Raw genomic sequence first — 22913 nt, forward strand, 5'->3', positions numbered from 1 at the left:
TCGTCGAGACGTTCAGGGATGTCGCGCCGGCCTATGAGAACGAGAAGTGCGACCTGGTCGCAAACCCCACGCTCGCCCAGCATTTTGCACCAGAGAGCAAGTAGACGTCGAGGGGCGCGCGCTATCAAACCGCGCGCCCCGTCGTTGGAGGAAGGGTTGATTATGGAACTGGATTACCTGGCAACCGTGTTGCTGTCGTCGTTGTCGAGCGCGTCGATCCTCTTGATCGCGACAATTGGCCTTGCGGTCGTATTCGGGTTGATGGGGGTTATCAATCTTGCTCATGGTGAGTTTCTGATGATCGGGGGCTATGCAGCCCTGACGGCCACCCGATACGGAGTCCCGTTTATCTTCGCGATCCCGATTGCCGTTCTTGTCACCATGGCCATCGGTGCGGCTGTCGAAGTACTGATCATCCGCCGTCTCTACGGTCGCCTGTTTGACACGATGCTGGCGACCTGGGGGCTCAGTATCGCGTTCTATCAGCTTGCGGTCATGATCTTCGGTACGGTTACGCCGGGCATCGGTATGCCGCAGTACAGCCTGAAGATCGGCAACTATAGTCTCGCTGGCTATCCGCTTCTGATGATCGGCGTCGCCATGCTCGCGACGCTTTTCGTCTACGTCCTCATGACGCACACTGTGTACGGCATGAAGGCGCGCGCAGCGATCCAGATGCCGGAGATGGCACGCGCAATCGGCATCGAGTCGTATCGCGTCAATACGCTCACGTTTGCGATCGGATGCGGCCTCGCGGGTTTTGCAGGTGCCGTTCTGCTACCTATCGTGCCGGCGACCCCCTCCATGGGCTTCGCCTTTGTCATCAAGGCGTTTCTTACCGTCGTGGTGGCTGGTCCGGTGACGCTGACCGGCAGCGCGCTGACAGCGATCGGGCTCGGCGGCGGTGCCTCCATGACGGCGAGCTTCATGACTTCGGTAGCAGGCGACGCCTTCTTCTTTCTGATCACTGCGTTCCTCCTCTGGCTTTATCCGCTCGGGATAACGGCCAGGTGGCGCAGCAAGATGTGAGACGGGCCATGAATCTGTCCTTGAAAGAACCGCGTATATCAACCCTGGCGATACCAGCTCAGGATCAGGTCCGGACGGCACAGGAAGTGGGTTGCGATATGGGGCTGTCCGAAAAAATCTACCGGAACGCCGGCCTGATCTTTCCGCTTCTGGCGACAGGCGGGGCACTCACAGCCGCAGGCTTCATTGATCCCTATCTGGCATACGTTGCTACGTCCTGGGTGATCTTTGGTTTGCTCGGTCTCAGCCTTGATCTTGTCTGGGGGAGAGGCGGCCTGCTGTCTCTTGGACAAACCGCCTTCTACGGTCTCGGCGGCTATTTCGGCAGCATCATTGCCATCAACATGGCGCCACTGACGGGCAACACGCTTGTCTGGAGCCTTCCGGCTGGCGCCATCTTCGGAGCTGCCAGTGCGGGTGCACTCGGTTCGATTATCTTCCTTGCGCGCATGGGACCGTTGCAGGCGACGATCCTTTCCTACACTTTTACGCTGCTTTTGTGGTCGCTGACGCAATCCTTCAAGATCACGATCGGGCACGCGGTGGTCGGCGGCGACAATGGCCTGTCGAACATCCCGGGCGTGGTACCCGGATTCGGGCAAGGTGCGGAATCCGCCGGTCCCGTCGGAGTGTTCGTCACGGTCGTCATTGTGTCAGCTGCAATTTACTTCCTGTGCTGGTGGCTGATGCGCGGTACGTTCGGCCGCGTCATCGACTGCATTCGAATTGACCCGCAGAAGACGGAACTTCTCGGCTACGATATTCGCAAATATCAGGTCGCCAGTTTCTCCCTCGCAGGAGCAATCGCCGGGCTCGCAGGCGCGATGTTCGGGGCCTGGGCCAATTACCTCAACCCGTCGATTTTCTCGGTTCAGGAAGCGCTCCTCGTGCCGATCTATGTACTGGTCGGCGGTCTGGGTACGCTGGCGGGGGCCTTTGTCGGTGCTTTCGCGATCGGTGGCCTGTCCTACTACCTGGGCGGCGGGGCCGTCGGCGGCCAGACGACGCTGATCCTCGGCATCGTCCTGATCCTGCTGGTTCTCTTTCTGAAGAACGGTCTGGTAGGCGCTGTCGGCGAGCTCTGGCGAAGAACGCTTCCAGACCCGAATGCGGCAGCCCGCGACGCCGGCGCCGTTTTAATTGATCCCGCTGTGCTCGAAGGCATTCTTGTTGAAGCCGAGGAGCAGGCGGGGCCGGCAAAGCGTCTTGCGACTGTCGATCTCTACAAGCACTTCGGTGGCGTCATCCCGGTCAACAAGGTAGCGCGCACCTTCGAGCCCGGACGACCATATTCGCTGATCGGGCCGAATGGCGCGGGAAAGAGTTCGTATCTGAAGGTCTGCGTCGGCATCTACATGCCCGAGGCCGGATCAGTGACGGTCGGCGACGTGGATGCGACGAACGCGCCAATCTTCGAACGCGTTCGTCAGGGTATCGGCGTGAAGAACCAGAAGCCACAGATATTCGGCGAACTGACTGTGGATGAGAACCTGTCGATTGCTGCCTTTGCCCGTACTCGCGACCGGCAGGCAGCGGCTGATGTGAGCCGCCGGATACTTGCCATGCTGGGTTTCGAACGGCAGGCAAAAGTCCAGGCTTCGGCTCTCTCGCACGGACAGCAACAATGGCTGGACATCGGCATGGTGCTTTGTCTCGCACCCCGCGTCGTACTGCTCGACGAGCCGGCGGCCGGTATGACAAATGAAGAAACACGCGAGCTCTCGTCTCTCGTTCGGACCCTTGCACGGCACACGACTGTGATTGTCGTGGAGCACGATATGGAGTTCGTCAGAACTCTCGAAGGTCACGTCACGGTGCTCCATCAGGGGCAGGTCTTCGCAGAAGGCGACATAGCTGCACTGCGCACAGATGATCGCGTTCTCGACATCTATCTCGGGAGGCGCGAGCATGTTTAGGGTTGTCAACGCGACCGGCGGATACGGGAAGACTGTCATTATCCGTGATGTCTCGATCACGGTAGAGAAGGCCGAGATCGTTGCGTTGCTGGGACGCAACGGCGTCGGGAAGTCCACGCTGATGCGTTTCGCCATGGCCCTGATCCCGGCATTTTCGGGCCATGTCGAGATTGATGGCCATAGCGTGCCAGAATCGCCTGCCAGGCGCGCGAAGGCGGGCGTCGGCTATGTGCCGCAAGGCCGGTACGTCTTCCCCCGGATGACGGTTACGGAGAATATCGCAGTCGCGGCTGAAACCAATGGCCACAGCGGCCGCGTGGCAGTGGAATCTGCCCTTCGGGAATTTCCGATGCTCCGCCCGAAGGCGGATGATCTTGCCGGCGGCCTGTCTGGCGGGCAGCAACAGGTGCTGGCTCTTGCCCGCGCCTTGGCGACCGGGCCGAAGATACTGCTCCTCGACGAGCCTACCGAGGGGGTCCAGCCATCAATCATCGACGAGATGGCCGGTATCCTGAAGCGCATCAACCGCGAGCGCGGGGTTGCCATTCTGGTCGCAGAACAGGATCTCGATTTCTGCCTGTCGATCGCTACGCGTGCGTACGTCATGGAGAAGGGCAGTGTGCGGCTCGAGACTGATCGCGAGAGTTTGCGGGCCGACAGGAAACTGCAGCAACAATTGCTCGGAGTCTGACCATGCGCGAAATGTCCGGATCCATGTCAACAGGATTGACCGAGGAGCAACATGAGCAAATCGCCGCGACCCTGAAGCGAATCCGCGAAGGCCTTGACTGCGCGGATCGCCTGATCGGGGCCGAACCATCTCACTTCTTTATTCCCGGAACACAGGACGCGACGCAACCGTGATGCAGACCCTTACCCAACAGATCGAAGCGCTCGCGTCCGGCGTCAGTTCGCCTTCGAAACTCGCCGCCGGCGCCCTCGAGCTGGCGGCGCGACATTCCGATCTTAATGCTTTCGTAGCCCTCGATCCTGACCTTGTCATGAGGCAGGCGAGGGAGGCCGACGAGCGGCGGCAAGGAGGCAGGCCCATGAGCGCGCTCGACGGGGTGCCGATCGCCATCAAGGATAACTACCTCACTGAGGACTATCCGACGACCGCCTGCTCCAGGGCATTGCCGCTGGAGCGTCAGGGGCGGGACGCCACAATCGTTGCAAATCTTCGCAAGGCAGGGGCGGTTATCTTTGCGAAGACCAACATGCATGAGTGGGCATATGGCGCGACAAACTCGGCCTCCAGCTTCGGCGCGACCCGGAATCCCCGCAACCGTGATCACATTACGGGAGGCAGCAGCGGCGGCTCCGGCGCTGCAGTCGCGGCCGGTATCGTTGCAGCTGCGCTCGGCAGCGACACTGGAGGTTCGATCCGTATTCCGTCCGGAGCCTGTGGCATCTACGGCTTCAAGCCGAGCTATGGCCGGGCCTCCCGCCACGGGGTTCTTCCACTTAGCTGGTCCCTCGACGCCCCGGGGCCGATCACGGCGGCACTTGACGATATCATCCACCTGATGCCGTTCATCTGCGGCGAGGACGCGAACGATCCCGCCACCTTGCGGTCTCCCGCTTTCGGACCTGTCGAACGCCTCGACAGGCCTCGGCTGATCAATCTGGCAGGCGAGGGGCTAGAGCGCTCCGATGATGTTGATCGAAGCTTTCTGTCGGCGCTTCGACACTCGGGAGCCGACGTTACCAATCGCGAGCTGGAGGGAGTTTCGTCGTACTTTGCAGCGTGGGAAGCGATCCTCCATTGCGAAGCATCTTCATATCACGCTGAGCTCCTTGCCCGAAATCCGTCAGGGTTCAGCGCCCTGACCAGGGCACATCTCGAGGCCGGAACCCGGATCTCCGGCGTCGAGCTGTTGAAAGCCCAGCGAATTCGTGGCCAACTCACCACGCAGCTGAACGGTCTTGGTGACTGGGATGCGCTCGTGCTTCCGACCTTGCCGGTCGTTGCTCCGAAGATCGGAGACGACTGGCAGACCTTTGGCGGCCGGCGGGTGACGACGCAGGATAGCATGACCTGGTTCTGCTGGATCGGAAACCTGGCGGGACTTCCCTGCATTTCGATCCCGTGCGGAAGTTCGTCCGAAGGACTGCCCGTCGGCATGATGTTGATGGGACAGTATGGTCAGGACGAACGTCTTCTGGCCGTTGCACAATGGATGGATCGACGGATCAACATGGACGCATGACGATGGACGGAGAGACGGTCAAACTAGGCGTCCTGTTCTCGCAGACCGGGCCGATGGCTGTGACGGAGAACGCGAATATCGAAGGCGTTCTCATTGCCTGCGATGAGATCAACGCTAGCGGCGGTATCAATGGCCGGCCCCTCGAGCCGGTAATTGCCAATCCGGCTGGCGATGACCGGCGATATGAGGAATTGGCTACTGATCTCCTGCTTCGTCAGCGCGTCCGTGCAATTGTGGGGTGCTGCCTGTCGACCAGCCGAAAGAAGGTCGTGCCCGTCGTCGAGCGCTATAACGGCGTGTTGCTCTATCCATCTGTCTATGAGGGTTTCGAGTATTCTCCCAATGTGATTTACGGAGGGGCCGTTCCGAACCAGGTGATTGTCCCGCTACTGGAGTATCTATTCGCCAGTTTCGGGAAGCATGTCGGCCTGATTGGATCCGATACCCTGTACGCGCGCGAGATCAACCGCATCGTCAAGGAGTTTCTCACCGAGAGTGGCGGAAAAGTCGTCGGGGAGGTTTACCTTCCTTTCGCGACCACAAGAGAACGCTTTGAGCCGTTCCTCGAACAACTCGTTGCGAAGGAACCGCAAGCGATCATTTCAACCGTCGTCGGCGAAGATACCGTCGTCCTGTACGAGGCCTTCAACAAGGTCCGGCAAGGACGCAACGTTCCGATCGCGTCGCTCACCACAACGGAATCGGAGCTGGCCAGCATGTCGCCAGAGGCGCGTGCCGGCCATCTTTCAGCATTGACGTATTTCGGCTCGCTGGACACGCCGCAGAACCCAGAGTTCGTCGCCGCCTATCAAAAGCGATATGGCCTCGACAAGGTACCGGGTGTCTACACAGAAGCCGGCTATGCGCTCGCCCACATGTTTGCAGATGCAGTAAGGCAGGCCGGAGACTCCGATAGCGAGTCCATCCTTCCGATCCTGTCCGGCGCTGTATTCAGGGGGCCTGCGGGGGACAAGGTGATCGATCTCGACAATAACCACTTCCTGATGCGACCGATGATCGGCAGGGCTTCCGAGAACGGCAGCTTCGAGATTGTGTGGAAGAGTGCAGGGGCTGTCCGGCCAGATCCCTATCTGATTTCGTACGATCGTTCTTTGGTCGCGTGAGGCTTGAGGATGAGCGACCGCATTTCACTGAACGATCAGGACCTGCTTCGGCGGTTGCGTCGGATGCGGGTCCTCGTCATTCATCCTGACGATGAGGAACGCGCACTGTTTCTCGCGCACATCAAGCGCATCGGGTGCCAGGTCGAGGGCGTCTGGCCCGCGCCCGAGACATTGCCTTCCTATGTTGATGTCGTCCTGTTCCTTGTAAATCCGGGCCGCGACGGGAAGACCCCGGGCTGGATGACCATGTCTGATGCCGTCGCAAGAATAGGCATCATCGCGTACGAGACGCCGGAGATACTCAGCGAACTTCATAGCCTGAATGTCCACGGCGTAATCTCCAAGCCGATCCGCATCTTCGGCATCCTGGCGGCACTAACCACTGCGGTCAGTCTCGCCAGTCACGAAGCGCGCCTGAAGCAGCGCATCAAGTCTCTGGATGAGACCCTGAAGGCGAGACGGAAGATCGAGAAGGCTGTCGAGATACTGACCACCACGCGCAATATCCCGCACGAAGAAGCCTATCGCCGGCTGCGGGAGAAGGCGATGAACTCGAACACGACGATCGCACTGGTGGCAGAGGCTATCATCGCATCAAGCGACATCTAGACGCTGGTCGGGTCTTCGACTCCTGTTTTGGCTCCGGTTCGTCAGCGCTGCGCAGCCCGGCGCGCACCGGTTTTCCGTGGTGTGTCGAGGTCAACTGCCTTGCGGACAAAAGTCATGGATGCGTCAAGCTCCTTGCCGTCGCGTCCCTGCAGTGAAAGCCTCGGCACGCGTTTCCCGCTCACTTTCTCCGTAAGGATCGAATGGCGTTCCGCCTTGCCGAAGCAATGGTCCTCGGCCCATTGCCGCAGGCTCACAGTTACCAGAAAGAGATCCCGGCCCTTTCTTGTCAGCACATACTCCTGGTAGCCGCCTTCGTCGGAGACCGGGGCCGTTTCCAGAACATCGATCGAGACCAGATGTTTGAGACGGGCAGTCAGGATCCCTTTCGAGATTCCAAGACTCTTCTGGAATTCAGTGAACCGCCGCACCCCGTCGAAAGCGTCCCGGATGATCAGCAGGGACCACCAGTCACCGATTTCGTCCAGGGCTCTGGCTACCGGACATTCCACGTCCCCGAGACTCGTTCTTTTCATGATCGCTCCGGACTCGAAATTGCGTCTGGTCCTAAAATAGGACTAGACAAGCGTTTGTGCAAGTGGTTCGATAATAGAACCAAATCCACCGGAGTAACGACATATGACATCTGCAACTGCCAGCGCCGCGACCAAGCGCAAGAGTGCCGCTCGTGTAGCGGTGGTCCAGTTTAATCCACAGGTCGGCCTGGAGAATCTGGAGGCAAACGAAGCTGCTGTTCGCAAGCGCCTTCAACAGGCGGTCTCGGAGGGGGCTAATCTGATCGTGCTGCCTGAGCTGGCGACGACGGGCTATTGCTTCGATTCGCGCGCGGAAGCATTCGCACATGCCGAACCGGTGCCCGAGGGACGGACCATTCGCGGCTGGGAGGCCTTTGCCAAGCAGCATCAGGTTTACATCGTCGGCTGCCTGCCCGAACTGGAAGGGCATCAGCTGTTCGATACTGCTGTTCTGGTGGGGCCGGACGGCTACATCGGCAAGTATCGCAAGACGCACCTCTGGAACGAGGAAAAGCTGTTCTTCACGCCAGGCAATCTGGGCTATCCAGTTTTTGAGACGCGGATCGGCCGGATCGGTCTCCTGGTATGCTGGGACATCTGGTTTCCGGAAGCCGCGCGTATTGTTAGCCAGCTGGGTGCCGACATTATCTGCATCCCGACCGGCTGGGTGTGGACGCCGCCGCCGCTCTACGATGCAAGCGGTACCTGCATGGCGGCGTATCTCACCATGACTGCGGCCCACGCAAACAACGTCTTCATCGCAACTGCCGACCGGATCGGCACCGAACGCGGCGCCGGCTTTATGGGGAATTCCCTCATCGCAGGCACCAATGGATGGCCGATTGGCCGGATCGCCGGACCTGAAGAGGACACGATCCTGTACGCCGATATCGACGTCGTCGAGGCCCGAACCGCGCCGATCTGGAACAAGCTGAACGACCTGGTGAGAGACCGTCGTACCGATCTCTACGATCAGTTGCTCGGCTTCCGCGGAGCGCCGGCACTTCCCCGATAGCAATGCGATGCCCGCCGGGGCGCGTGGGCCAGAAGGGGCGCGCGCCCGCGGCTATCGATCCTGGCGTTTCGCCAGCACTGAAGAGGTGAACGATGCCCTACCTGCAAATCGACGTGCCGGGACGTTACCCGGCCGAGCAAAAACAGCGCCTGGCCAGGCGCTTTGGCGAAATCTATGCCGATATCATGCAAGCAGACATCAGGCGGATCTCTGTGGCCGTTCGCGAGCTATACGACGGCGGCATCTGGCGTTGTACTGCAGGTGAGCCGTACGAGGCAGCCCTGCTGATGTGTGACATCCGGAAGGGGCGCCCACCCGAGCAACGGGAACGACTGGCGCGCGCGCTTGTCAACGCGTGCCTGGAAATACTAGAGCTGCGGACAGATCAGGTGAACGTTGAGTTCACGCAGCACTCCGGGGATGAAATGTATCACCCGCTGCTCGGCGGGCTCAGCAAAGACTGGTCCGCCAATGAAGCGCAATGAACAACCGAACGGACTGTCATCCGGTGCGTCTGAAATTCGGGCTCTGGCAGCCGGACTGTCCGCGGGACAGGCCAGCAGTATCGACCTCGTGGAAGAATGCCTCGACCGCATCAAGGACCCGGCGGGCGAGGGCGCCAGAACATTCATCAAGGTCTGGGATCGGGCGGCGCGGCTTGCCGCAGCTGCCTTCACCCCGGAAAGGATCGGTGAGACTCGTTCGCTGGTCGCAGGACTTCCGGTCTCGGTGAAGGACCTGTTCGACGTCAAGGGCGAGGTGACGCTGGCCGGCGCTCCGGCACGGGACGATGCGGCGCCAGCTGCATCCGACGCTCCTGTAATCAGCCGGCTCAAATCGGCGGGCGCTGTCCTGATCGGGCGCACGAATATGACGCAGTTTGCCTATTCGGCGGTTGGGCTGAACCCGCATTTTGGCACGCCCGGCAATCCCTGGGATCGCTCCCGTACACCCGGAGGATCCTCTTCAGGGGCAGCAGTTTCGGTCGCAGATCGTATGGCGGTTGCATCCATCGGATCCGATACCGTCGGATCTATCCGCGTACCTGCTGCCTTTTGTGGAGTAGTTGGCTTCAAGCCTACCCAACGTCGGGTGCCCCGCGACGGTGCAATTCCGTTGTCGACGACCCTGGACACAGTTGGCCCGCTGGCGCGGTCGGTCGAGGACTGCGCGCTGGTCTTCGGTGTCATTGCCGGCGAAGAGGTGCGTCCAACGGACGGCTTCGATCTCACCAGTCTGCGGTTCGCGATTCCGAAAGGAAGGATGCTGGAGGGGCTCGATCCTGAGGTGGCAAGCGCCTTTGCGCGCGCATGCAGCATGGCGTCCCGTGCGGGCGCCAGAATTCTCGAGATCGATGTGCCAACGCTGGACGTGTTCCAGACCCTGAATCCGAACGCAACCATCCAGGCGGTTGAGTCGATGGCCTGGCACCGCGATCTAATCGGCCGAAGGGGCGCCGAATACGACCCGAACGTGAGAGCGTGCATCGAGGCCGGGGACCGGATCGCAGCGACTGCATACGCCGATTGCCTGATGCGTCGAGAACCATTGTCACACGAGCTGGATCACCTTACCGCGGGCTTCGATGCCCTGATCATGCCGACTGTCCCGATCATCGCTCCGTCAATTGCGACTTGCATGCGTGACGAAGGCAGCGTCCGGGCCCGGATCATCAGGAACACGTCCCCGTTCAACTACTTCGATCGCCCATCGATAAGCATCCCGATACATGAGCCGGGAAGTGCCCCGGTCGGCTTGATGCTGGTCGGCCAACGCGACGAAGACTGGAAACTGCTGGCCATAGCTCGTGCTCTCGAAACCGGGAGAGGGAGGTGAACACCGGGAGCGAATGCACGCCGTCGGAGTCCTGGGGCGTTCCAAATGCCCGGCCCGGGCGAACCAACTGCCAGCAGCTGCGGCGAGACCATCCTGTTGCGCTGCGGCAGACCAGGATTCCGGCGGGCAATCGGCTGTCGACATGGCAGCCGGGAGAACGATAATGAAACTATCCTGGCCGGGTGAGAAGTGGAGCTGACTCAAAAGAACGGAAACGGTCACCCTGTCCTCATAGATTTTCATCGAGAGGATCATATTGCATGACGAGTGATGCAGGGCTCTATTTTGATCGAACGCCAGTGCATGATCTTGCCGCGTTGCTTCATTCATACAATGTTGACGAATTTAACTCGCCGTATCGATCAACTGTGCCGCTATTGGCGCTCGTGAAAGACGAACGGAACACGTTTCGCAAAGTATTGAGTGTTTGTCAGGTGTCGATGCCGGTGGACCTTCATTTTGAGTTCAAGGTCGATCATCAGTCGAAGGGGCGAGGGGCGCCGTCACACACCGATCTCATGGCAATCTCCGAGGACGTATGCATTGCTATCGAGTCCAAGTGGACCGAGCCTTCTTACGATACTGTCGGTACCTGGCTTTCAAAGGGCGGCGACTTACCGAACCGGGAGAAAGTGCTTAAGGGGTGGCTGGCCTTGATGAGGCTCGAGTGCGCGCCGCAATCGCTCGAAGAAATCGCGGATTGCGAGTATCAAATGCTGCATCGGGCAGCATCAGCATACGCTGCTGCGTCTTCTTTCGCTACGAAAAAGCGTCCGATGCTCGCATACCTCAAATTCACTTCGCCGGAAACGCCGGTTTTTGCTGCATCGACGGAATACTATGTTGATGCCTTGACGTTGCTCCACAAGCTACTGCGTCCAATGGATCTCCAGACCTATCTGGTTGAGATGAAAATGGCACCGAGCGAGCATTTCAGACTGATTGCAGATCGTCCTAAAGCAAACCCTGCAACGGGAGTTGCTGTTCGAGGCGCATTGCAGGAGACTTCATTGTTCAGCTTCTCGGGCGACAAGGTGTACCGGATCGGGACCTAGGCAACACAAGGTGGGCATCCTTCCGCCGCCCGGCTGAACGACCCTGTTGGGGACGAGTAGCAGCGGGACGTGCCAACTTGCGAGCGGTCATTTCAAAGCCGTCCACTCGCGTGCAGATGGCGGAGGCGCACAATGAATGAACCAGTCTCAAAGCATTATACCTTTGTCCCAGGGCGAAAACTCTTCTTCCCCGTAGCCCAGCCGTTCGCTGGCAGTTTTCTGTCCGGAGGCGGTCGCTAAGATCAAATCGAATATCCTTTTGCCGGCCCCTTCGATTGTCTCCGTTCCGTCCAATATGGTGCCGCAGTTAACATCCATGTCGTCGGGCATGCGCTGGTAAAGCGGCGTGTTGCTCGCCAGTTTCAGCGAAGGAATCGGCTTGCACCCGAAGGCTGATCCGCGCCCGGTCGTGAAGCACAGGACATTTGCTCCTCCTGCGACCTGCGCTGTCGCGCCGACAGGGTCGAACGCCGGCGCGTCCATGAAAACCAGACCCTTTTCCGTCACGCGCTCGGCATAGTCGTAGACCTCCACGAGATTGGTGGTGCCGCCCTTGGCCATTGCGCCAAGGGATTTTTCAATGATGTTCGTGAGGCCGCCGGCCTTGTTGCCGGGGGACGGGTTATTGTTGATCTCCATTCCGTGACTGGCAGCAAATTCTTCCCACCACTTCACGCGCGCAGTGAGCTTTTCTCCAACTTCTCGCCGAACGGCACGCCGGGTCAGGATATGTTCGGCCCCATAGCACTCTGTCGTTTCAGACAGAATTGCAGTTCCACCGTGAGCGACGATCAGATCAACAGCAGCTCCCAGTGCGGCGTTCGCACTGATTCCGGAGTACCCGTCTGATCCACCGCACTGAAGCGCAACTTTCAATTCACTTGCCGGTACCGGCGTCCGTTGAATGTTGTTCGCCCGCTCCAGGCTTGCCTCAATGCGTTCAATACCCGCTCGTGCCGTGGCTGCGGTCCCGCCAGATTGCTGAATAACAAGCGCGTCGCCCGCACTCCCTCCCAGCACGCCATCGAGATTGCTGACCTCACAGCCCAGTCCGATCATGAGCACTTTCGCGAAATTCGGGTGAGCGGCGTAGCCGGCGATACATCGTCGCAACGCTTCGATGCCATCGATCCTGGCATCAAGTCCGCATCCGCTCTTGTGCGTCAGCGCCACGACGCCGTCGATATTCGGATAGTCGGCTAAGACGGCCCTTGAAATGGTCTGCGATCATGCGGGCGGCAGTCGCCGAACAGTTCACGCTGGTCAATACGCCGATATAGTTGCGCGTCGCTACGCGTCCATCTGCACGGACATAGCCATTGAAGGTACGTTGCACGGACGCGAGAGGCGTTGGTCGAACATCCTGGCCAAAAGTGTTGCTGTCTTGCGAATAGTCGCTCATGCCGAGATTGTGGACGTGAACGTGTTCGCCTTGAGCGATGGTAGCCGACGCTACGCCGATTACTGAGCTGTAACGGCGAACAGCTGTGCCCGCTTCGATCCGACGTCGCGCAATCTTGTGACCGGCCGGAATCGGATGTATCGCGACTACCCCGTCCGACACGGTCTCACCAACGGCGATAGCGCGAAGCGCGATCAATACGTCGTCGGAGCTGTTCAGGAGGATCGTTGACGGCTTTTCGTCTTGCGTCCGTCTGTCGGTTGCTCGCGACGCTGAAATAACGTTCTGTGTTGCGGTTGAATCGGGATGGTCGCTCATACGCGCAGTTCCTGTATTGCTGGGTTGCCGGCAGGCTTACGCTTGATCGGCGCAGCATCGGGCGTTGTCTGGAGGAAGCGAACGAGCTCAAACGGTCGCCAGCAGGAAAGCGTTTGAGTCTTTCGTTTCAATAGAGGCGCCAGGCTATCAGGTCGCTCTGTCCGTCTCTGTCAATTTGGCGACAATCGATCCGGTTCTTTTGTGATATCGATAGCGACGAGGGGGCCCCAATGCTCGAGCCGTCGGGTTCTCCTGATACAGCGTGGCCGGGACAGGGCATTGGAGCGACGGTTCGCTCCTGGCGTTTGAGCCGCCGAATTCAGGAATGTCGTCGAGCTGCTGAGTGTGCGCGGCCCGTCGAAAGCAGTGAGGACCGAATGCATGACGACAACAAGCTCACTACCTGTGATTCCGCTCGCTTCAGGAATCCGTTCGCGGTACGTAGAAAACGTCAACGGTCTGCGCGTACACGTCCTGGAAGCTGGATTCGAATTACCTGACAGGGCTTGCGTGCTGCTGTTGCACGGCTTTCCCGAATTGGCCTTCTGCTGGCGCAAGGTGATGATTCCCCTGGCCGAGGCTGGTTATCATGTGATTGCACCTGACCAACGGGGCTACGGGCGTACAAGCGGGTGGGATCCAGACTACGACGGCGATCTTGCTTCCTTTCGGCTAACGAACCTCGTTCGCGATGCGCTCGGCGTTGTTGCGGCGTTTGGCTACGATGCCGTCGATGCAGTAATCGGACACGATTTCGGCTCCGCAGTCGCCGCCTGGTGTGGGCTAATACGACCGGATGTATTCCGGTCCGTGGTCATGATGAGCGCGCCGTTCGCCGGCGCGCCTCGGCTTCCGTTCAATTCGGTAAATGAAGTTGCTGTTTCTCCACCGGAAGACCACGTTCATCGTGAACTCGCGGCCTTGCCGCGGCCGCGGAAGCACTATCAGTGGTACTATACGACGCGGGAAGCTGACAGTCACATGCGCCGTGCTCCGCAGGGAGTGCATGCGTTCTTGCGGGCTTACTATCACTACAAGAGCGCTGATTGGAAAGGCGAGGCGCCGTATCCGCTAAAGTCGTGGTCGGCGGCCGAGCTCGCAAACATGCCGACTTACTACATCATGGAGCGGGACAAGGATATGCCAGCTACCGTGGCGGAGCATATGCCGTCAGCAGCTGCAGTTGCCGCCAACCAATGGCTCCCGGATACTGATCTGTCGTTCTGCAGTGCAGAGTTTGCCCGCACTGGCTTTCAGGGGGGTCTGCAGTGGTATCGCTGTGCTCTCTCAAGCAGGTTCAATTCCGAACTGCAAATCTGGTCGGGTCGCAGTATTGACGTCCCGTCTCTCTTCATTGCTGGCAAGCAGGATTGGGGCATCTATCAACACCCTGGAGCCTATGAATCGATGCTGGCCACGGTCTGTTCAAGAATGGCTGCCTGCCACTTGATCGATGGAGCTGGACACTGGGTGCAGCAGGAACAGCCGGCTGAGGTCGGCGGCCTGCTACAGGCATTTCTGCGCGACACGTTTGGGAACGGACGAGACCGCCGATAGCTCATCACCTCTGAGTGCTCGGAAGCGCTGGGACATAATGCCTTGTGATGACCTGCGGTCTGGTCACCGGGCTTTCGTAAAACTGGCAGCCAGTTCCGCTCGATTTGCGCAGCCGAATTTCTCGAGCACTCGGCTGATATGAGTTCGTACGGTGCCAAAACTAATGCCTAACACGCGAGCAATGTCACGGTCTGTACAGCCACGTGATACCAGTTCGGTGATCTCACGTTCCCGGGTGGTCAGGCCGTCGCTATGAGTGTGTCCCCGTAACAACGCGGACCGGATGAACGGTTCCAGGACGTCCAGCAGCACCTTTTCCCGTTCGTCGAAGTTTGTCTTTCCGCGCCGCCGCCAGATCCGGAAATCGCCCAGGTCGCGATTCCGTTGATCGAACATGTAGATATTGATGCCCCATTCGAGCGCATCGCGCTGCAGGTAGTCGTTATAGAATTCGGTCTTGATTAGCTCGCGCCGATCCAGGACCTCATCGACGATCGTGGCGCGCCGGGCCGCTCGCAAACGCGAGGTTATGGGATCATTGAACTGGTACCAATCATCGTAGAGCGATCGGATTTCCGGTGGGGCGCCCACGTAGATCGATTCACAGAATCGCTGCTTTGTCTCCTGCCAGATACAAGAGCAGCCGCCGTCAGCACGAAGGAGCTTGACGAGGTCGCTGAGTGCGGCCCGCCGAACGTCATCCTGAGCACTCAGCCGTTCCAGGCGGTGGACGATGTCAGCAAAGAGCTTCAGCTCGCTCGACGTGATGTCCCGGATATGTGGTGTCATACCCCAATCCTCCCCGGTGTGAATTTTATGCAAGGTGCGCGCCAAGTACAGCTCGGCAGCTGACACCCAATTCGCCGGCGGACAATGACGTCACACTGCCCCCGCCGGTGCAGGGTCGTGCGGCCAAACCACCATCGGCAATAATGCCGATGCCGCCCCGAATTCCAGATCGCTACAAGCTCAACAGCAAACAGGACCGGGGGACGATCCGCTCGAAGGTAGCATAGGCCGATTGGCAGTCAATCGAAGTACTTGCTTCGATCTGGGTACATCTGTCCTCGCTCCTGCCGGGAGATGGTCTGAGGCCCTCAGGATGGATACGGCGAGATGGCTCCGAAAAGCTCTTCGCGAGCTTTTGGGGTGGGGCGGCTATTGAGCGCTACAGATTTAGTTGGCCGGATACGGAGAACCAGATGCACTATCTAACACTTTCAGAGCTGTCCATTTTGCTCAGGACGAAAGCCATCTCTCCGGTCGAGCTCGTCAAACACATGCTCAACCGGATCAATGCCCTTGATCCGCAGCTTGAGTCCTACGTGACGGTAACCGCGCAGCGCGCTCTGGAGCAGGCCGACCGCGCGGAGCGCGAGATCGGATCTGGACGATGGCGTGGCCCTCTCCACGGTGTTCCGCTGGCTTACAAGGATATTTTCTACACGGATTTTGCCCTGACAACGGCAGGTACGGCGATACACAAGAGCTTTCAGCCGACCTACAGCGCGACTGCGGTGCGGCGGCTGGAGGCGGCGGGTGCTGTTTCGCTCGGAAAACTGAAAACGACGGAGCAGGCGTGGACAGAACATCATCCGACAGTCGCGGCGCCCAAAAACCCATGGGGTGCCGAGCTATATGCAGGCGCGTCCTCCAGCGGATCGGGCGTTGCCACGGCTGCCGGCCTGACTTTCGGTGCGCTCGGCTCTGACACCGGCGGTTCGATCCGTTTTCCCAGCGCGGTCAACGGCGTGACGGGTCTCAAGCCGACGTGGGGGCGTGTCAGCCGCCACGGCGTCTTCGAACTGGCTGCTTCCCTTGATCACGTCGGGCCAATGACGCGGTCGGCTGTCGATTGTGCGATCATGCTCGGAGCCATCGCCGGCGCGGATCCTGCCGATCCGACCGCTGTGCACGATTCAGTAGAAGATTACCAAGCGGCAGCCTTGCGGAGCGTTGCGGGGATGCGGATCGGACTGCCGCGTGCCTACGCGACCGAAGGCGTCGACCCTGGCATCGTGGCGGTGTGGCAGGCAGCGGCTAAGGTTTTCGAGGACCTTGGCGCGATTGTCGAAGAATTTTCATTCCCCGAATGGCGGAACGCTGCTTCGACTTGGCCGATTCTGTGTTCGTCCGAGACAGCGTTAACGCATGCGGCGACATATCCGTCGAAATCCGAGAGTTACGGATCAGCGCTATCGGCACTTATCGATCTGGGACGGAGCAGCACGGCAATGGATCTCGCGTCCGCGCACCATGCGCGTCTGGAATTTTCGAGCCGTCTTCGCGCCAAGTTCAGTAACCTCGACGTCATTCTCGTCCCCGTGACCATCTGGCCGACCCCGACCACCGCCGCCACCGCCGACATTCTTCAGATGTCTCCCCTTGAGGATCTGCTCCGCTTCACCTGTGTCTTTGACAGCACGGGAAGTCCAACACTGACTCTACCCGGGGGCTTCGATGACCGGGGCGCACCGATGGCAATTCAGCTCATCGGAGCACACTTTGATGAGGCCGCCGTTCTACAGGCTGGTGCAGCGTTCCAACGAGCAACCGACTGGCATTCGAGGCACTCGAGGCACTTTCCGTAGTGATCTGACAGGTTTCAGCGGGTGAGTTGGATCGCCACACATGGCTAGTACGTTTGTTGCGGTGTTCGAGATCGCGAGCTTTGGCGCGATAATCGTCCTGGTCGTGCTGGGGCTCGGCATCATCGCCAGCATGATGGGCATCTTCAACTTCGCGCAGGGCGAGTTCGTGCTGCTCGGAGCCTACGTGACTTATCTGGCTTACGCCCACGGGGCGCCGGTCTGGGCCGGCATGGTTGCGGCGCCCCTCGCGGTCGGCGCGTTCGGCTTCGTGCTGGAAGCGCTCATCATCCGGCGCTTCTATGCGGCGCCGATCGTGGCGATGCTCGGCACCTATGCGCTCGGCCTGATCATCCGCGAGAGCGTGCGCGGCCTGATCGGCGGCTTCTATCTCACGGTGCCGGAGCCAATAGGCGGTTCGATCGACCTCGGCTCGGTCCACATCTCGGCCTGGCGCTTCACCATCATCTTGATCACGCTGCTGGTGATGGGTGGCTGCTATCTGCTGCTGGCACGCACCTCGTTCGGATTGCGCGTGCGCGCCACGCTGGAGAATCCGGCGCTTGCGCGCGCGTCTGGCATCTCCACGCCCCTGATCTACGGCGCGACGTTTGCGTTCGGCGCGGCGCTGGCCGGGCTTGCCGGCGCGCTGATCGTGCCGGTGTTCAGCCTGTTTGCCGATCTCGGCATCCGTTTCCTGATCCAGGGTTTCGTTGCCGTGATGGTCGGTGGAGTCGGATCCTTCATCGGCCCGGTCGCCGGCGCCGGCGTCATCGGCACGCTCAGCGCCGCGCTGCCATGGGTCATGTCGCCCGTCGTCGCCGACGTCCTCGTCTTTGTGCTCGCGATTGTGTTCATCAAGTTCCGGCCGCAAGGCCTCATTGCAGGGAAAGGGGTCTAATCACCATGTCGATTGAACGCACGAACCTGACGCGGCGCCGCTTCATGAGCAATTTCGCCTTCGCGACCGGAGCGATCGCGACCGGCGTCGGAAGCTGGGTGGTCCGGCCTGATTGGGCGAACGCTTTGGAAGGGCCCATCAAGGTTGGTATCGCCACCGATCTAACAGGACCGATCGCGTTCGCTGGCGTGGCCGACGCCAATGTCGCCAAGATGGTGATCAAGGAGATTAACGACAACGGAGGTCTCCTGGGGCGTCCGATTGAACTCTATTTCGAGGACACAGCATCGAACGAATCGATCGCAGTCGGAAACGTGAGAAAGCTGATTCAGCGGGATAAGGTTGACCTCGTCCTTGGGGGCGTCACGAGTTCGATGCGTAACGCGATCAAGGATCCGATCGTAGCGCGCGGCAAGACGCTCTACATCTATCCGGAGCTTTACGAGGGCAGGGAGTGCACGCCGTATCTGTTCTGCACTGGACCCACCCCAGCGCAGCAATGCGACGATCTGATCCCGTGGCTGATCAAAAACGGCGGAAAGAAATTCGCGCTGCCCGGATCCAACTATATCTATCCGCATACGATTAACGTCTACGCCCGAAAGTTGATCGAAGCCTATGGCGGCGAAGTCGTGTTCGACGAATATTACCCGCTCGATCAAGTGGACTTCAGTGCGACTGTCAATCGTATCATTTCCAACAAGGTCGACGTTGTGTTCAACACGATCATTCCGCCTGGAGTTGGCCCATTATTCAAGCAACTCAGTGAAGCCGGGTTTTTGAAGAACGGAGGTCGCCTTGCCTGCGTCTGGGCTGATGAGAACCTCTTGAATATAAGTCAGCCCCACGAGATCGAAGGTATGGCCAGCTGCCTTGACTATTTCAGGGCGGTCACCGCGAGCGATCCCGTGAGCGCGAAGATCCAGGCGACTTACGACAGGAGCTTTCCCGGCAAGATCCTGTTCGCCGCCGGAAGTGCTGCGACCGGAACCTGGCGCGGCCTCAAGCTGTGGGAGGCGGCGGTCAAGGAAGCCGGCAAGGTCGATCGCGAGTCGGTTGCGGCCACCCTCGACCATGCCAGGATTGCCGAAGGTCCCGGCGGCCCGCCGAGATGGTGCCGGGCAAGCGTCACTGCAAGATGAACATGTACATCGCGGTCGCCAAAGGTGGGAACTATGAGATCGTGGCGCGCAGCAATGGTCTCGTCGACCCAAAGGAGTGCTGAGCAGTCGATGGGTGGAGCAAGAGAGGCTGTCGCACGCGTCGGTGAGGAACCGGATGTCGTGACGGGCGGGGGGGCACCGGCCGCAAGCGCGCCGGCAGGGAAGGCATCGGCAGGATGGAAAGTCCTGACGATCGTGGAAGGGCTGGTGCTGTTGATCGCACTGGTGCTGCCATGGGTGCTGCAGGACTATTTGACGGTGTTCGCCACCCGCGTCGTGATCCTCGCGCTGTTTGCGCTGTCGTTCGACCTGGTATGGGGCTATGCCGGCATCATGAGCTTCGGCCAGGCGCTGTTCTTCGGCGCCGCCGGCTATGGCGTGGCGCTGATGGCGCGCGATCTCAACGTCACGTCGATCCTGCTGATCCTGCCTGCCGGCGCGCTGATCGGGCTCACCGCGTCGCTGCTGCTTGGCGGCTTCCTTCTGCTCGGGCGCTATCCCTCGAGCGTGATCTTCGTCTCGCTCGGCACGCTGACCGGCTCCTATGCCGCTGACCGGCTGGCGCGCGGCTGGTACTATCTCGGCGGCCAGAACGGCATTCCCTCGATCCCGCCACTCACGCTCGGCAGCTACGAGTTCGAGGAAGGGCCGATCTACTACTACATGGTGCTCGCCATCCTCGTGGTCGTCTATCTGCTCTGCCGCTTCCTGGTCCGCTCGCAATTCGGGCTGGCGCTGGCGGGCCTGCGCGAGAACGAGCAGCGCATCGCCTTCTTCGGCTACAAGGCGCAGCATCTGAAGGCGATCATCTTCGCGGTCGGCGGCACCATCGCCGGTCTTGCCGGCAGCCTCTATGCCTTCCATGAAGGATTCGTCTGGCCCAACATGCTGGGCGTCGTGTTCTCGACCCAGGTCGTGCTTTATGTGTTGTTCGGCGGCTCCGGCACGCTGATCGGCGCCGTGATCGGCACCGTGATCATCGAGGGCGTCTCGTTCTGGCTGTCAGACAATTACCGCGATGTCTGGCCGATCATCCTCGGCGTGCTGCTTTTGCTTGTGATCATGTTCCGCCCGCTCGGGCTGATCTCCTTCGTGCTCGGCGAGCGCGAGCGGGTCGGCAGGTTCGGCAAGGGACCCAACAAGGCCTCAAATAAGGAGACCGGCAATGCCGCTCCTTGAGGCCTCTGGGATCAGCAAGGTGTTCGGCAAGCTCACCGCGCTTGACGGTGCGGCGCTGACCGTCGGCGAGAACGAGTTTCACGGCCTGATCGGCCCGAACGGCTCGGGCAAGAGCACGCTGATGAAATGCGTCGCCGGTGCCGAGGTGCCGACCACGGGCAAGGTCTCCTTCATCAACACCGACATCACGGCGTTCACGCCGACCGAGCGTGCCCGCGCCGGCATGAGCCTGAAATTCCAGATCACCTCGGTGCTGCCGACGCTGACGCTGTACGACAACATCCTGCTGGCGCTGCAGGCGCAGTCCTCGCTGTTGGATCTCGTGCTGTCGCGCACCCGCAGCAAGCTGCACGATCAGGTGATGACGATGCTGACCCAGTTCCGGCTTGCCGATCGCGCCCATGATGCGGCAGCGGCACTGTCGCACGGCCAGCAGCAATGGCTCGAGATCGCGATGGCGCTGGCCGGCAAGCCGCGGCTGCTGCTGCTGGACGAGCCGACCGGCGGCATGAGCCTCGAGGAGCGCCGCGTCACCGGCGAATTGTTGCAGCCGATCAAGCAGCATTGCTCACTCGTCATCGTCGAGCACGATCTCGATTTCATCCGCGACATCTGCGATCGCCTCACCGTGCTCGACCAGGGCAAGGTGTTGGCGTCGGGCACGGTCGCGGAAATCCAGGCCAACAAGAACGTCCAGGAGATCTATCTTCGCCGTGCCTGACCAGTCCTTCCTCGATATAAGGCATCTCGATGCCGGTTATGGCCGCAGCCAGGTTCTGTTCGATGTCAACATCGGCATTCCCTGGCGCGGCGGCGTCGCCGTGCTCGGCCGCAACGGCGCCGGCAAGACCACGCTGATGAAGACCATTGTCGGCGAGCTCACGAGCTCGCGGGGCGAGCTGTTCTTCGACGGCCGCGACATCACGCGTCGCCGCACCGAGGAGCGCGTGCGCTCCGGCATCGGCTATGTGCCGCAGGAGCATTCGGTGTTCGCCCGCCTGTCGGTGCGCGACAACCTCGCCGTCGGCTTGCTGTCCAATTCCAGTGCCGGCGCGGTCGATCGCGTGCTGGAGATCTTCCCGAAGCTCGGCCAGCGCCTCGACCAGCCGGCCGGCACGCTGTCCGGCGGCGAGCGCAAGATGCTGGCGATCGGCCGCGCCATGCTCGGCAATCCGAAGCTGCTGCTGTTGGACGAGCCGACCGAGGGTGTCTGGATCGGCGTGATCGAGGAGATCACCGAGCGGCTGATCGAGCTCGCCAAGGGCATCTCGGTCGTGATCGTCGAGCAGCATCTCGACCTCGCGCTGCGCGTCGCCGACTACGCCTATGTGCTGGACCGCGGCCGCGTCGCGCTGCAAGGCGGCGCCAGCGAGGTACGCAACGATCCGGAACTGCTGCGGTATCTCGCGCCGTAGAATCCCAGGGTTCCCTCCGGCTCCTTTGGGAACGAAGAGCCCCCGCTGCCGTTGGGCAGCGGGAGGACTTCACGATGCGCTATTTTTCGATTGCTGCTGCTTTAGCCGTTGCCGTCATGAGCAGCGGTGCCGCATTGGCACAGCATGCCGGCACCAAGTCGGAACAATCCGCCTGCTCGCGCGATGCGCAGCGCTTCTGCCGCAAGGACCTCGGCAATGACGGCGCCGTGCAGAACTGTCTGCAGATGAAGCGCGAGAGTTTGAGCCGAAGCTGCAAGAAGGTTTTCGAAAGCCACGGCATGTAGCGGCCGCTGCTGCGGCAACGCGTCGGCTCAGTGCGACGATGTCCCGTCGACGTGCTCGACAAGGTGCGCCCGTGACGGCGCAGGGTCAAACCGGTCGGCGAAATACTGCGTTTCGTGGACGACCAGCCCGTCGCGGAACTCCATGATGCTCACCACGTAGGATGGCCTGTCGTCATAGGTGAGGATGTACTCGGTGATCCATAGATCGCCGCCGCCGATCATGCGCCGGATCGCGAAGCGCTTCTTGTTCGGCTGCACCGTCCGGCTCTGCTGAATGTTGTGCCGGCCGCGGATCCGCTCGCCCGATTGCGGATAATCGAGCACGGCATCGGCGGCGTAGATGTCATGCTCGCGCTCGAAATCGCTGGCATCCGACGCGTCCCAATGGCGCTGCAGCGCCGCCCGCACCGCTTGATCGTTCATGGCAACCTCCCGGCTGTGCCCGCGTGCATGATCTGACGATTGTCCGCGTGCAGTTGGCAAGAGGGATGCGATCACGAAGACGAGGCTGCCCCGTTACTTCCGCCGTCATTCCCCGGTGCGCAATTGCGGGTCATGACACCGGTAGTTTGACATCTCGAATCGAGAACCATCCCCATCGTCGTCCCTGCGAAAGCAGGGACCCATAACCACCGCTTATTATTGTTGAACGATGCTAGAACGACGAGTCCCTTCCACTATTCCTGCCGCGGAGTATGGGTCCCTGCTTTCGCAGGGACGACGTGTGGAGGGAATCTCGCGCCCACTACACCTGTCAT

Annotated in this window: 21 protein-coding genes and 2 pseudogenes; 19 read left to right on the plus strand and 4 right to left on the minus strand. The window is 60.4% G+C overall.

What is annotated here, in order from left to right:
• Positions 1-162: 162 nt before the first annotated feature.
• Genes AC628_RS03015 through AC628_RS03040 form a run of 7 tightly spaced genes read left to right on the plus strand, consistent with a single transcriptional unit; the run spans position 163 to position 6888 of the window.
• Entirely contained in the window at positions 163-1029 is an 867-nt protein-coding gene (locus AC628_RS03015; protein ID WP_074125280.1) for an ABC transporter permease subunit, read from the plus strand.
• Positions 1030-1037: 8 nt separating this feature from the next.
• Positions 1038-2945: an ABC transporter permease subunit gene (locus AC628_RS03020; RefSeq protein WP_210190154.1), complete on the plus strand. Its 1908-nt coding sequence runs from the start codon at positions 1038-1040 to the stop codon at positions 2943-2945.
• Entirely contained in the window at positions 2938-3636 is a 699-nt protein-coding gene (locus tag AC628_RS03025; RefSeq protein WP_074125282.1) for an ABC transporter ATP-binding protein, read from the plus strand. The genes AC628_RS03020 and AC628_RS03025 overlap by 8 nt, the downstream gene beginning before the upstream one ends.
• A gap of 2 nt (positions 3637-3638) precedes the next feature.
• Complete coding sequence (locus AC628_RS43725; RefSeq protein ID WP_168193298.1) at positions 3639-3809, plus strand: hypothetical protein; 171 nt, start codon at positions 3639-3641, stop codon at positions 3807-3809.
• Positions 3809-5155 carry an amidase gene (locus AC628_RS03030; RefSeq protein WP_074125283.1) on the plus strand — a complete coding sequence of 449 codons (1347 nt, stop codon included), beginning with the start codon at positions 3809-3811 and terminating at the stop codon, positions 5153-5155. Before AC628_RS43725 ends, AC628_RS03030 begins: the two co-directional genes overlap by 1 nt.
• Positions 5156-5157: 2 nt before the next feature.
• Entirely contained in the window at positions 5158-6279 is a 1122-nt protein-coding gene (locus tag AC628_RS03035) for a transporter substrate-binding domain-containing protein (protein WP_083632559.1), read from the plus strand.
• A gap of 9 nt (positions 6280-6288) precedes the next feature.
• Complete coding sequence (locus AC628_RS03040; protein ID WP_074125285.1) at positions 6289-6888, plus strand: ANTAR domain-containing response regulator; 600 nt, start codon at positions 6289-6291, stop codon at positions 6886-6888.
• Between the two features lie 41 nt (positions 6889-6929).
• On the opposite strand, the gene AC628_RS03045 is transcribed toward AC628_RS03040, so the two are convergent.
• A complete protein-coding gene (locus AC628_RS03045) occupies positions 6930-7421 on the minus strand; it encodes a winged helix-turn-helix transcriptional regulator (protein WP_074125286.1) in 492 nt (163 codons plus the stop codon).
• A gap of 103 nt (positions 7422-7524) precedes the next feature.
• Here AC628_RS03045 and AC628_RS03050 point away from each other — a divergent pair, with 103 nt between their 5' ends.
• The 4 genes from AC628_RS03050 to AC628_RS03065 all read left to right on the plus strand — a co-directional run bounded on the left by AC628_RS03050 (position 7525) and on the right by AC628_RS03065 (position 11327).
• Complete coding sequence (locus AC628_RS03050; RefSeq protein WP_074125287.1) at positions 7525-8436, plus strand: nitrilase family protein; 912 nt, start codon at positions 7525-7527, stop codon at positions 8434-8436.
• 92 nt (positions 8437-8528) lie between these two features.
• Positions 8529-8921: a tautomerase family protein gene (locus tag AC628_RS03055; protein ID WP_074125288.1), complete on the plus strand. Its 393-nt coding sequence runs from the start codon at positions 8529-8531 to the stop codon at positions 8919-8921.
• Entirely contained in the window at positions 8908-10272 is a 1365-nt protein-coding gene (locus tag AC628_RS03060) for an amidase (protein WP_074125289.1), read from the plus strand. The genes AC628_RS03055 and AC628_RS03060 overlap by 14 nt, the downstream gene beginning before the upstream one ends.
• A 260-nt stretch (positions 10273-10532) precedes the next feature.
• On the plus strand, positions 10533-11327 hold the full coding sequence (locus tag AC628_RS03065) for a DUF6946 family protein (RefSeq protein ID WP_143201422.1): 795 nt from the start codon (positions 10533-10535) through the stop codon (positions 11325-11327).
• 147 nt (positions 11328-11474) lie between these two features.
• On the opposite strand, the pseudogene AC628_RS03070 reads toward AC628_RS03065, so the two are convergent.
• Positions 11475-12954, minus strand: a pseudogene (locus tag AC628_RS03070) (UxaA family hydrolase).
• Between the two features lie 474 nt (positions 12955-13428).
• Here AC628_RS03070 and AC628_RS03075 point away from each other — a divergent pair.
• Positions 13429-14604 carry an alpha/beta hydrolase gene (locus tag AC628_RS03075; protein WP_074125291.1) on the plus strand — a complete coding sequence of 392 codons (1176 nt, stop codon included), beginning with the start codon at positions 13429-13431 and terminating at the stop codon, positions 14602-14604.
• 63 nt (positions 14605-14667) lie between these two features.
• On the opposite strand, the gene AC628_RS03080 is transcribed toward AC628_RS03075, so the two are convergent.
• Positions 14668-15393: a helix-turn-helix transcriptional regulator gene (locus tag AC628_RS03080; protein ID WP_074125299.1), complete on the minus strand. Its 726-nt coding sequence runs from the start codon at positions 15391-15393 to the stop codon at positions 14668-14670.
• A 413-nt stretch (positions 15394-15806) separates the two neighbouring features.
• On the opposite strand from AC628_RS03080, the gene AC628_RS03085 reads away from it, so the two are divergent.
• The 7 genes and pseudogenes from AC628_RS03085 to AC628_RS03115 all read left to right on the plus strand — a co-directional run bounded on the left by AC628_RS03085 (position 15807) and on the right by AC628_RS03115 (position 22155).
• Positions 15807-17195 (plus strand): amidase, encoded by a 1389-nt coding sequence (locus AC628_RS03085; protein ID WP_074125292.1) that lies wholly within the window; start codon positions 15807-15809, stop codon positions 17193-17195.
• A gap of 40 nt (positions 17196-17235) precedes the next feature.
• On the plus strand, positions 17236-18093 hold the full coding sequence (locus tag AC628_RS03090) for a branched-chain amino acid ABC transporter permease (RefSeq protein ID WP_074125293.1): 858 nt from the start codon (positions 17236-17238) through the stop codon (positions 18091-18093).
• 5 nt (positions 18094-18098) lie between these two features.
• Positions 18099-19318 (plus strand): annotated as a pseudogene (locus AC628_RS03095) (substrate-binding protein).
• Positions 19290-20435 (plus strand): branched-chain amino acid ABC transporter permease, encoded by a 1146-nt coding sequence (locus AC628_RS03100; RefSeq protein WP_074125294.1) that lies wholly within the window; start codon positions 19290-19292, stop codon positions 20433-20435. Before AC628_RS03095 ends, AC628_RS03100 begins: the two are co-directional and overlap by 29 nt.
• Positions 20422-21156: an ABC transporter ATP-binding protein gene (locus AC628_RS03105; RefSeq protein WP_074125295.1), complete on the plus strand. Its 735-nt coding sequence runs from the start codon at positions 20422-20424 to the stop codon at positions 21154-21156. Before AC628_RS03100 ends, AC628_RS03105 begins: the two co-directional genes overlap by 14 nt.
• Positions 21149-21850: a branched-chain amino acid ABC transporter ATP-binding protein gene (locus AC628_RS03110; protein ID WP_074125296.1), complete on the plus strand. Its 702-nt coding sequence runs from the start codon at positions 21149-21151 to the stop codon at positions 21848-21850. Before AC628_RS03105 ends, AC628_RS03110 begins: the two co-directional genes overlap by 8 nt.
• A 74-nt stretch (positions 21851-21924) precedes the next feature.
• Positions 21925-22155 (plus strand): hypothetical protein, encoded by a 231-nt coding sequence (locus AC628_RS03115; protein WP_074125297.1) that lies wholly within the window; start codon positions 21925-21927, stop codon positions 22153-22155.
• 27 nt (positions 22156-22182) lie between these two features.
• On the opposite strand, the gene AC628_RS03120 is transcribed toward AC628_RS03115, so the two are convergent.
• Positions 22183-22578 (minus strand): nuclear transport factor 2 family protein, encoded by a 396-nt coding sequence (locus AC628_RS03120; protein ID WP_074125298.1) that lies wholly within the window; start codon positions 22576-22578, stop codon positions 22183-22185.
• Positions 22579-22913 lie beyond the last annotated feature (335 nt).

It is taken from the genome of Bradyrhizobium sp. NAS96.2 (assembly GCF_001908235.1).
Taxonomy (GTDB): Bacteria; Pseudomonadota; Alphaproteobacteria; order Rhizobiales; family Xanthobacteraceae; genus Bradyrhizobium.

What these genes read in the sequence shown, in the direction of transcription:
- AC628_RS03015 (WP_074125280.1), top strand. Translation starts at nt 163, where the DNA reads ATGGAACTGGATTACCTGGCAACCGTGTTGCTGTCGTCGTTGTCGAGC.
- AC628_RS03020 (WP_210190154.1), top strand. Translation starts at nt 1,038, where the DNA reads ATGAATCTGTCCTTGAAAGAACCGCGTATATCAACCCTGGCGATACCA.
- AC628_RS03025 (WP_074125282.1), top strand. Translation starts at nt 2,938, where the DNA reads ATGTTTAGGGTTGTCAACGCGACCGGCGGATACGGGAAGACTGTCATT.
- AC628_RS43725 (WP_168193298.1), top strand. Translation starts at nt 3,639, where the DNA reads ATGCGCGAAATGTCCGGATCCATGTCAACAGGATTGACCGAGGAGCAA.
- AC628_RS03030 (WP_074125283.1), top strand. Translation starts at nt 3,809, where the DNA reads ATGCAGACCCTTACCCAACAGATCGAAGCGCTCGCGTCCGGCGTCAGT.
- AC628_RS03035 (WP_083632559.1), top strand. Translation starts at nt 5,158, where the DNA reads ATGGACGGAGAGACGGTCAAACTAGGCGTCCTGTTCTCGCAGACCGGG.
- AC628_RS03040 (WP_074125285.1), top strand. Translation starts at nt 6,289, where the DNA reads ATGAGCGACCGCATTTCACTGAACGATCAGGACCTGCTTCGGCGGTTG.
- AC628_RS03045 (WP_074125286.1), bottom strand. Translation starts at nt 7,421, where the DNA reads ATGAAAAGAACGAGTCTCGGGGACGTGGAATGTCCGGTAGCCAGAGCC.
- AC628_RS03050 (WP_074125287.1), top strand. Translation starts at nt 7,525, where the DNA reads ATGACATCTGCAACTGCCAGCGCCGCGACCAAGCGCAAGAGTGCCGCT.
- AC628_RS03055 (WP_074125288.1), top strand. Translation starts at nt 8,529, where the DNA reads ATGCCCTACCTGCAAATCGACGTGCCGGGACGTTACCCGGCCGAGCAA.
- AC628_RS03060 (WP_074125289.1), top strand. Translation starts at nt 8,908, where the DNA reads ATGAAGCGCAATGAACAACCGAACGGACTGTCATCCGGTGCGTCTGAA.
- AC628_RS03065 (WP_143201422.1), top strand. Translation starts at nt 10,533, where the DNA reads ATGACGAGTGATGCAGGGCTCTATTTTGATCGAACGCCAGTGCATGAT.
- AC628_RS03075 (WP_074125291.1), top strand. Translation starts at nt 13,429, where the DNA reads ATGACGACAACAAGCTCACTACCTGTGATTCCGCTCGCTTCAGGAATC.
- AC628_RS03080 (WP_074125299.1), bottom strand. Translation starts at nt 15,393, where the DNA reads ATGACACCACATATCCGGGACATCACGTCGAGCGAGCTGAAGCTCTTT.
- AC628_RS03085 (WP_074125292.1), top strand. Translation starts at nt 15,807, where the DNA reads ATGCACTATCTAACACTTTCAGAGCTGTCCATTTTGCTCAGGACGAAA.
- AC628_RS03090 (WP_074125293.1), top strand. Translation starts at nt 17,236, where the DNA reads ATGGCTAGTACGTTTGTTGCGGTGTTCGAGATCGCGAGCTTTGGCGCG.
- AC628_RS03100 (WP_074125294.1), top strand. Translation starts at nt 19,290, where the DNA reads ATGGTCTCGTCGACCCAAAGGAGTGCTGAGCAGTCGATGGGTGGAGCA.
- AC628_RS03105 (WP_074125295.1), top strand. Translation starts at nt 20,422, where the DNA reads ATGCCGCTCCTTGAGGCCTCTGGGATCAGCAAGGTGTTCGGCAAGCTC.
- AC628_RS03115 (WP_074125297.1), top strand. Translation starts at nt 21,925, where the DNA reads ATGCGCTATTTTTCGATTGCTGCTGCTTTAGCCGTTGCCGTCATGAGC.
- AC628_RS03120 (WP_074125298.1), bottom strand. Translation starts at nt 22,578, where the DNA reads ATGAACGATCAAGCGGTGCGGGCGGCGCTGCAGCGCCATTGGGACGCG.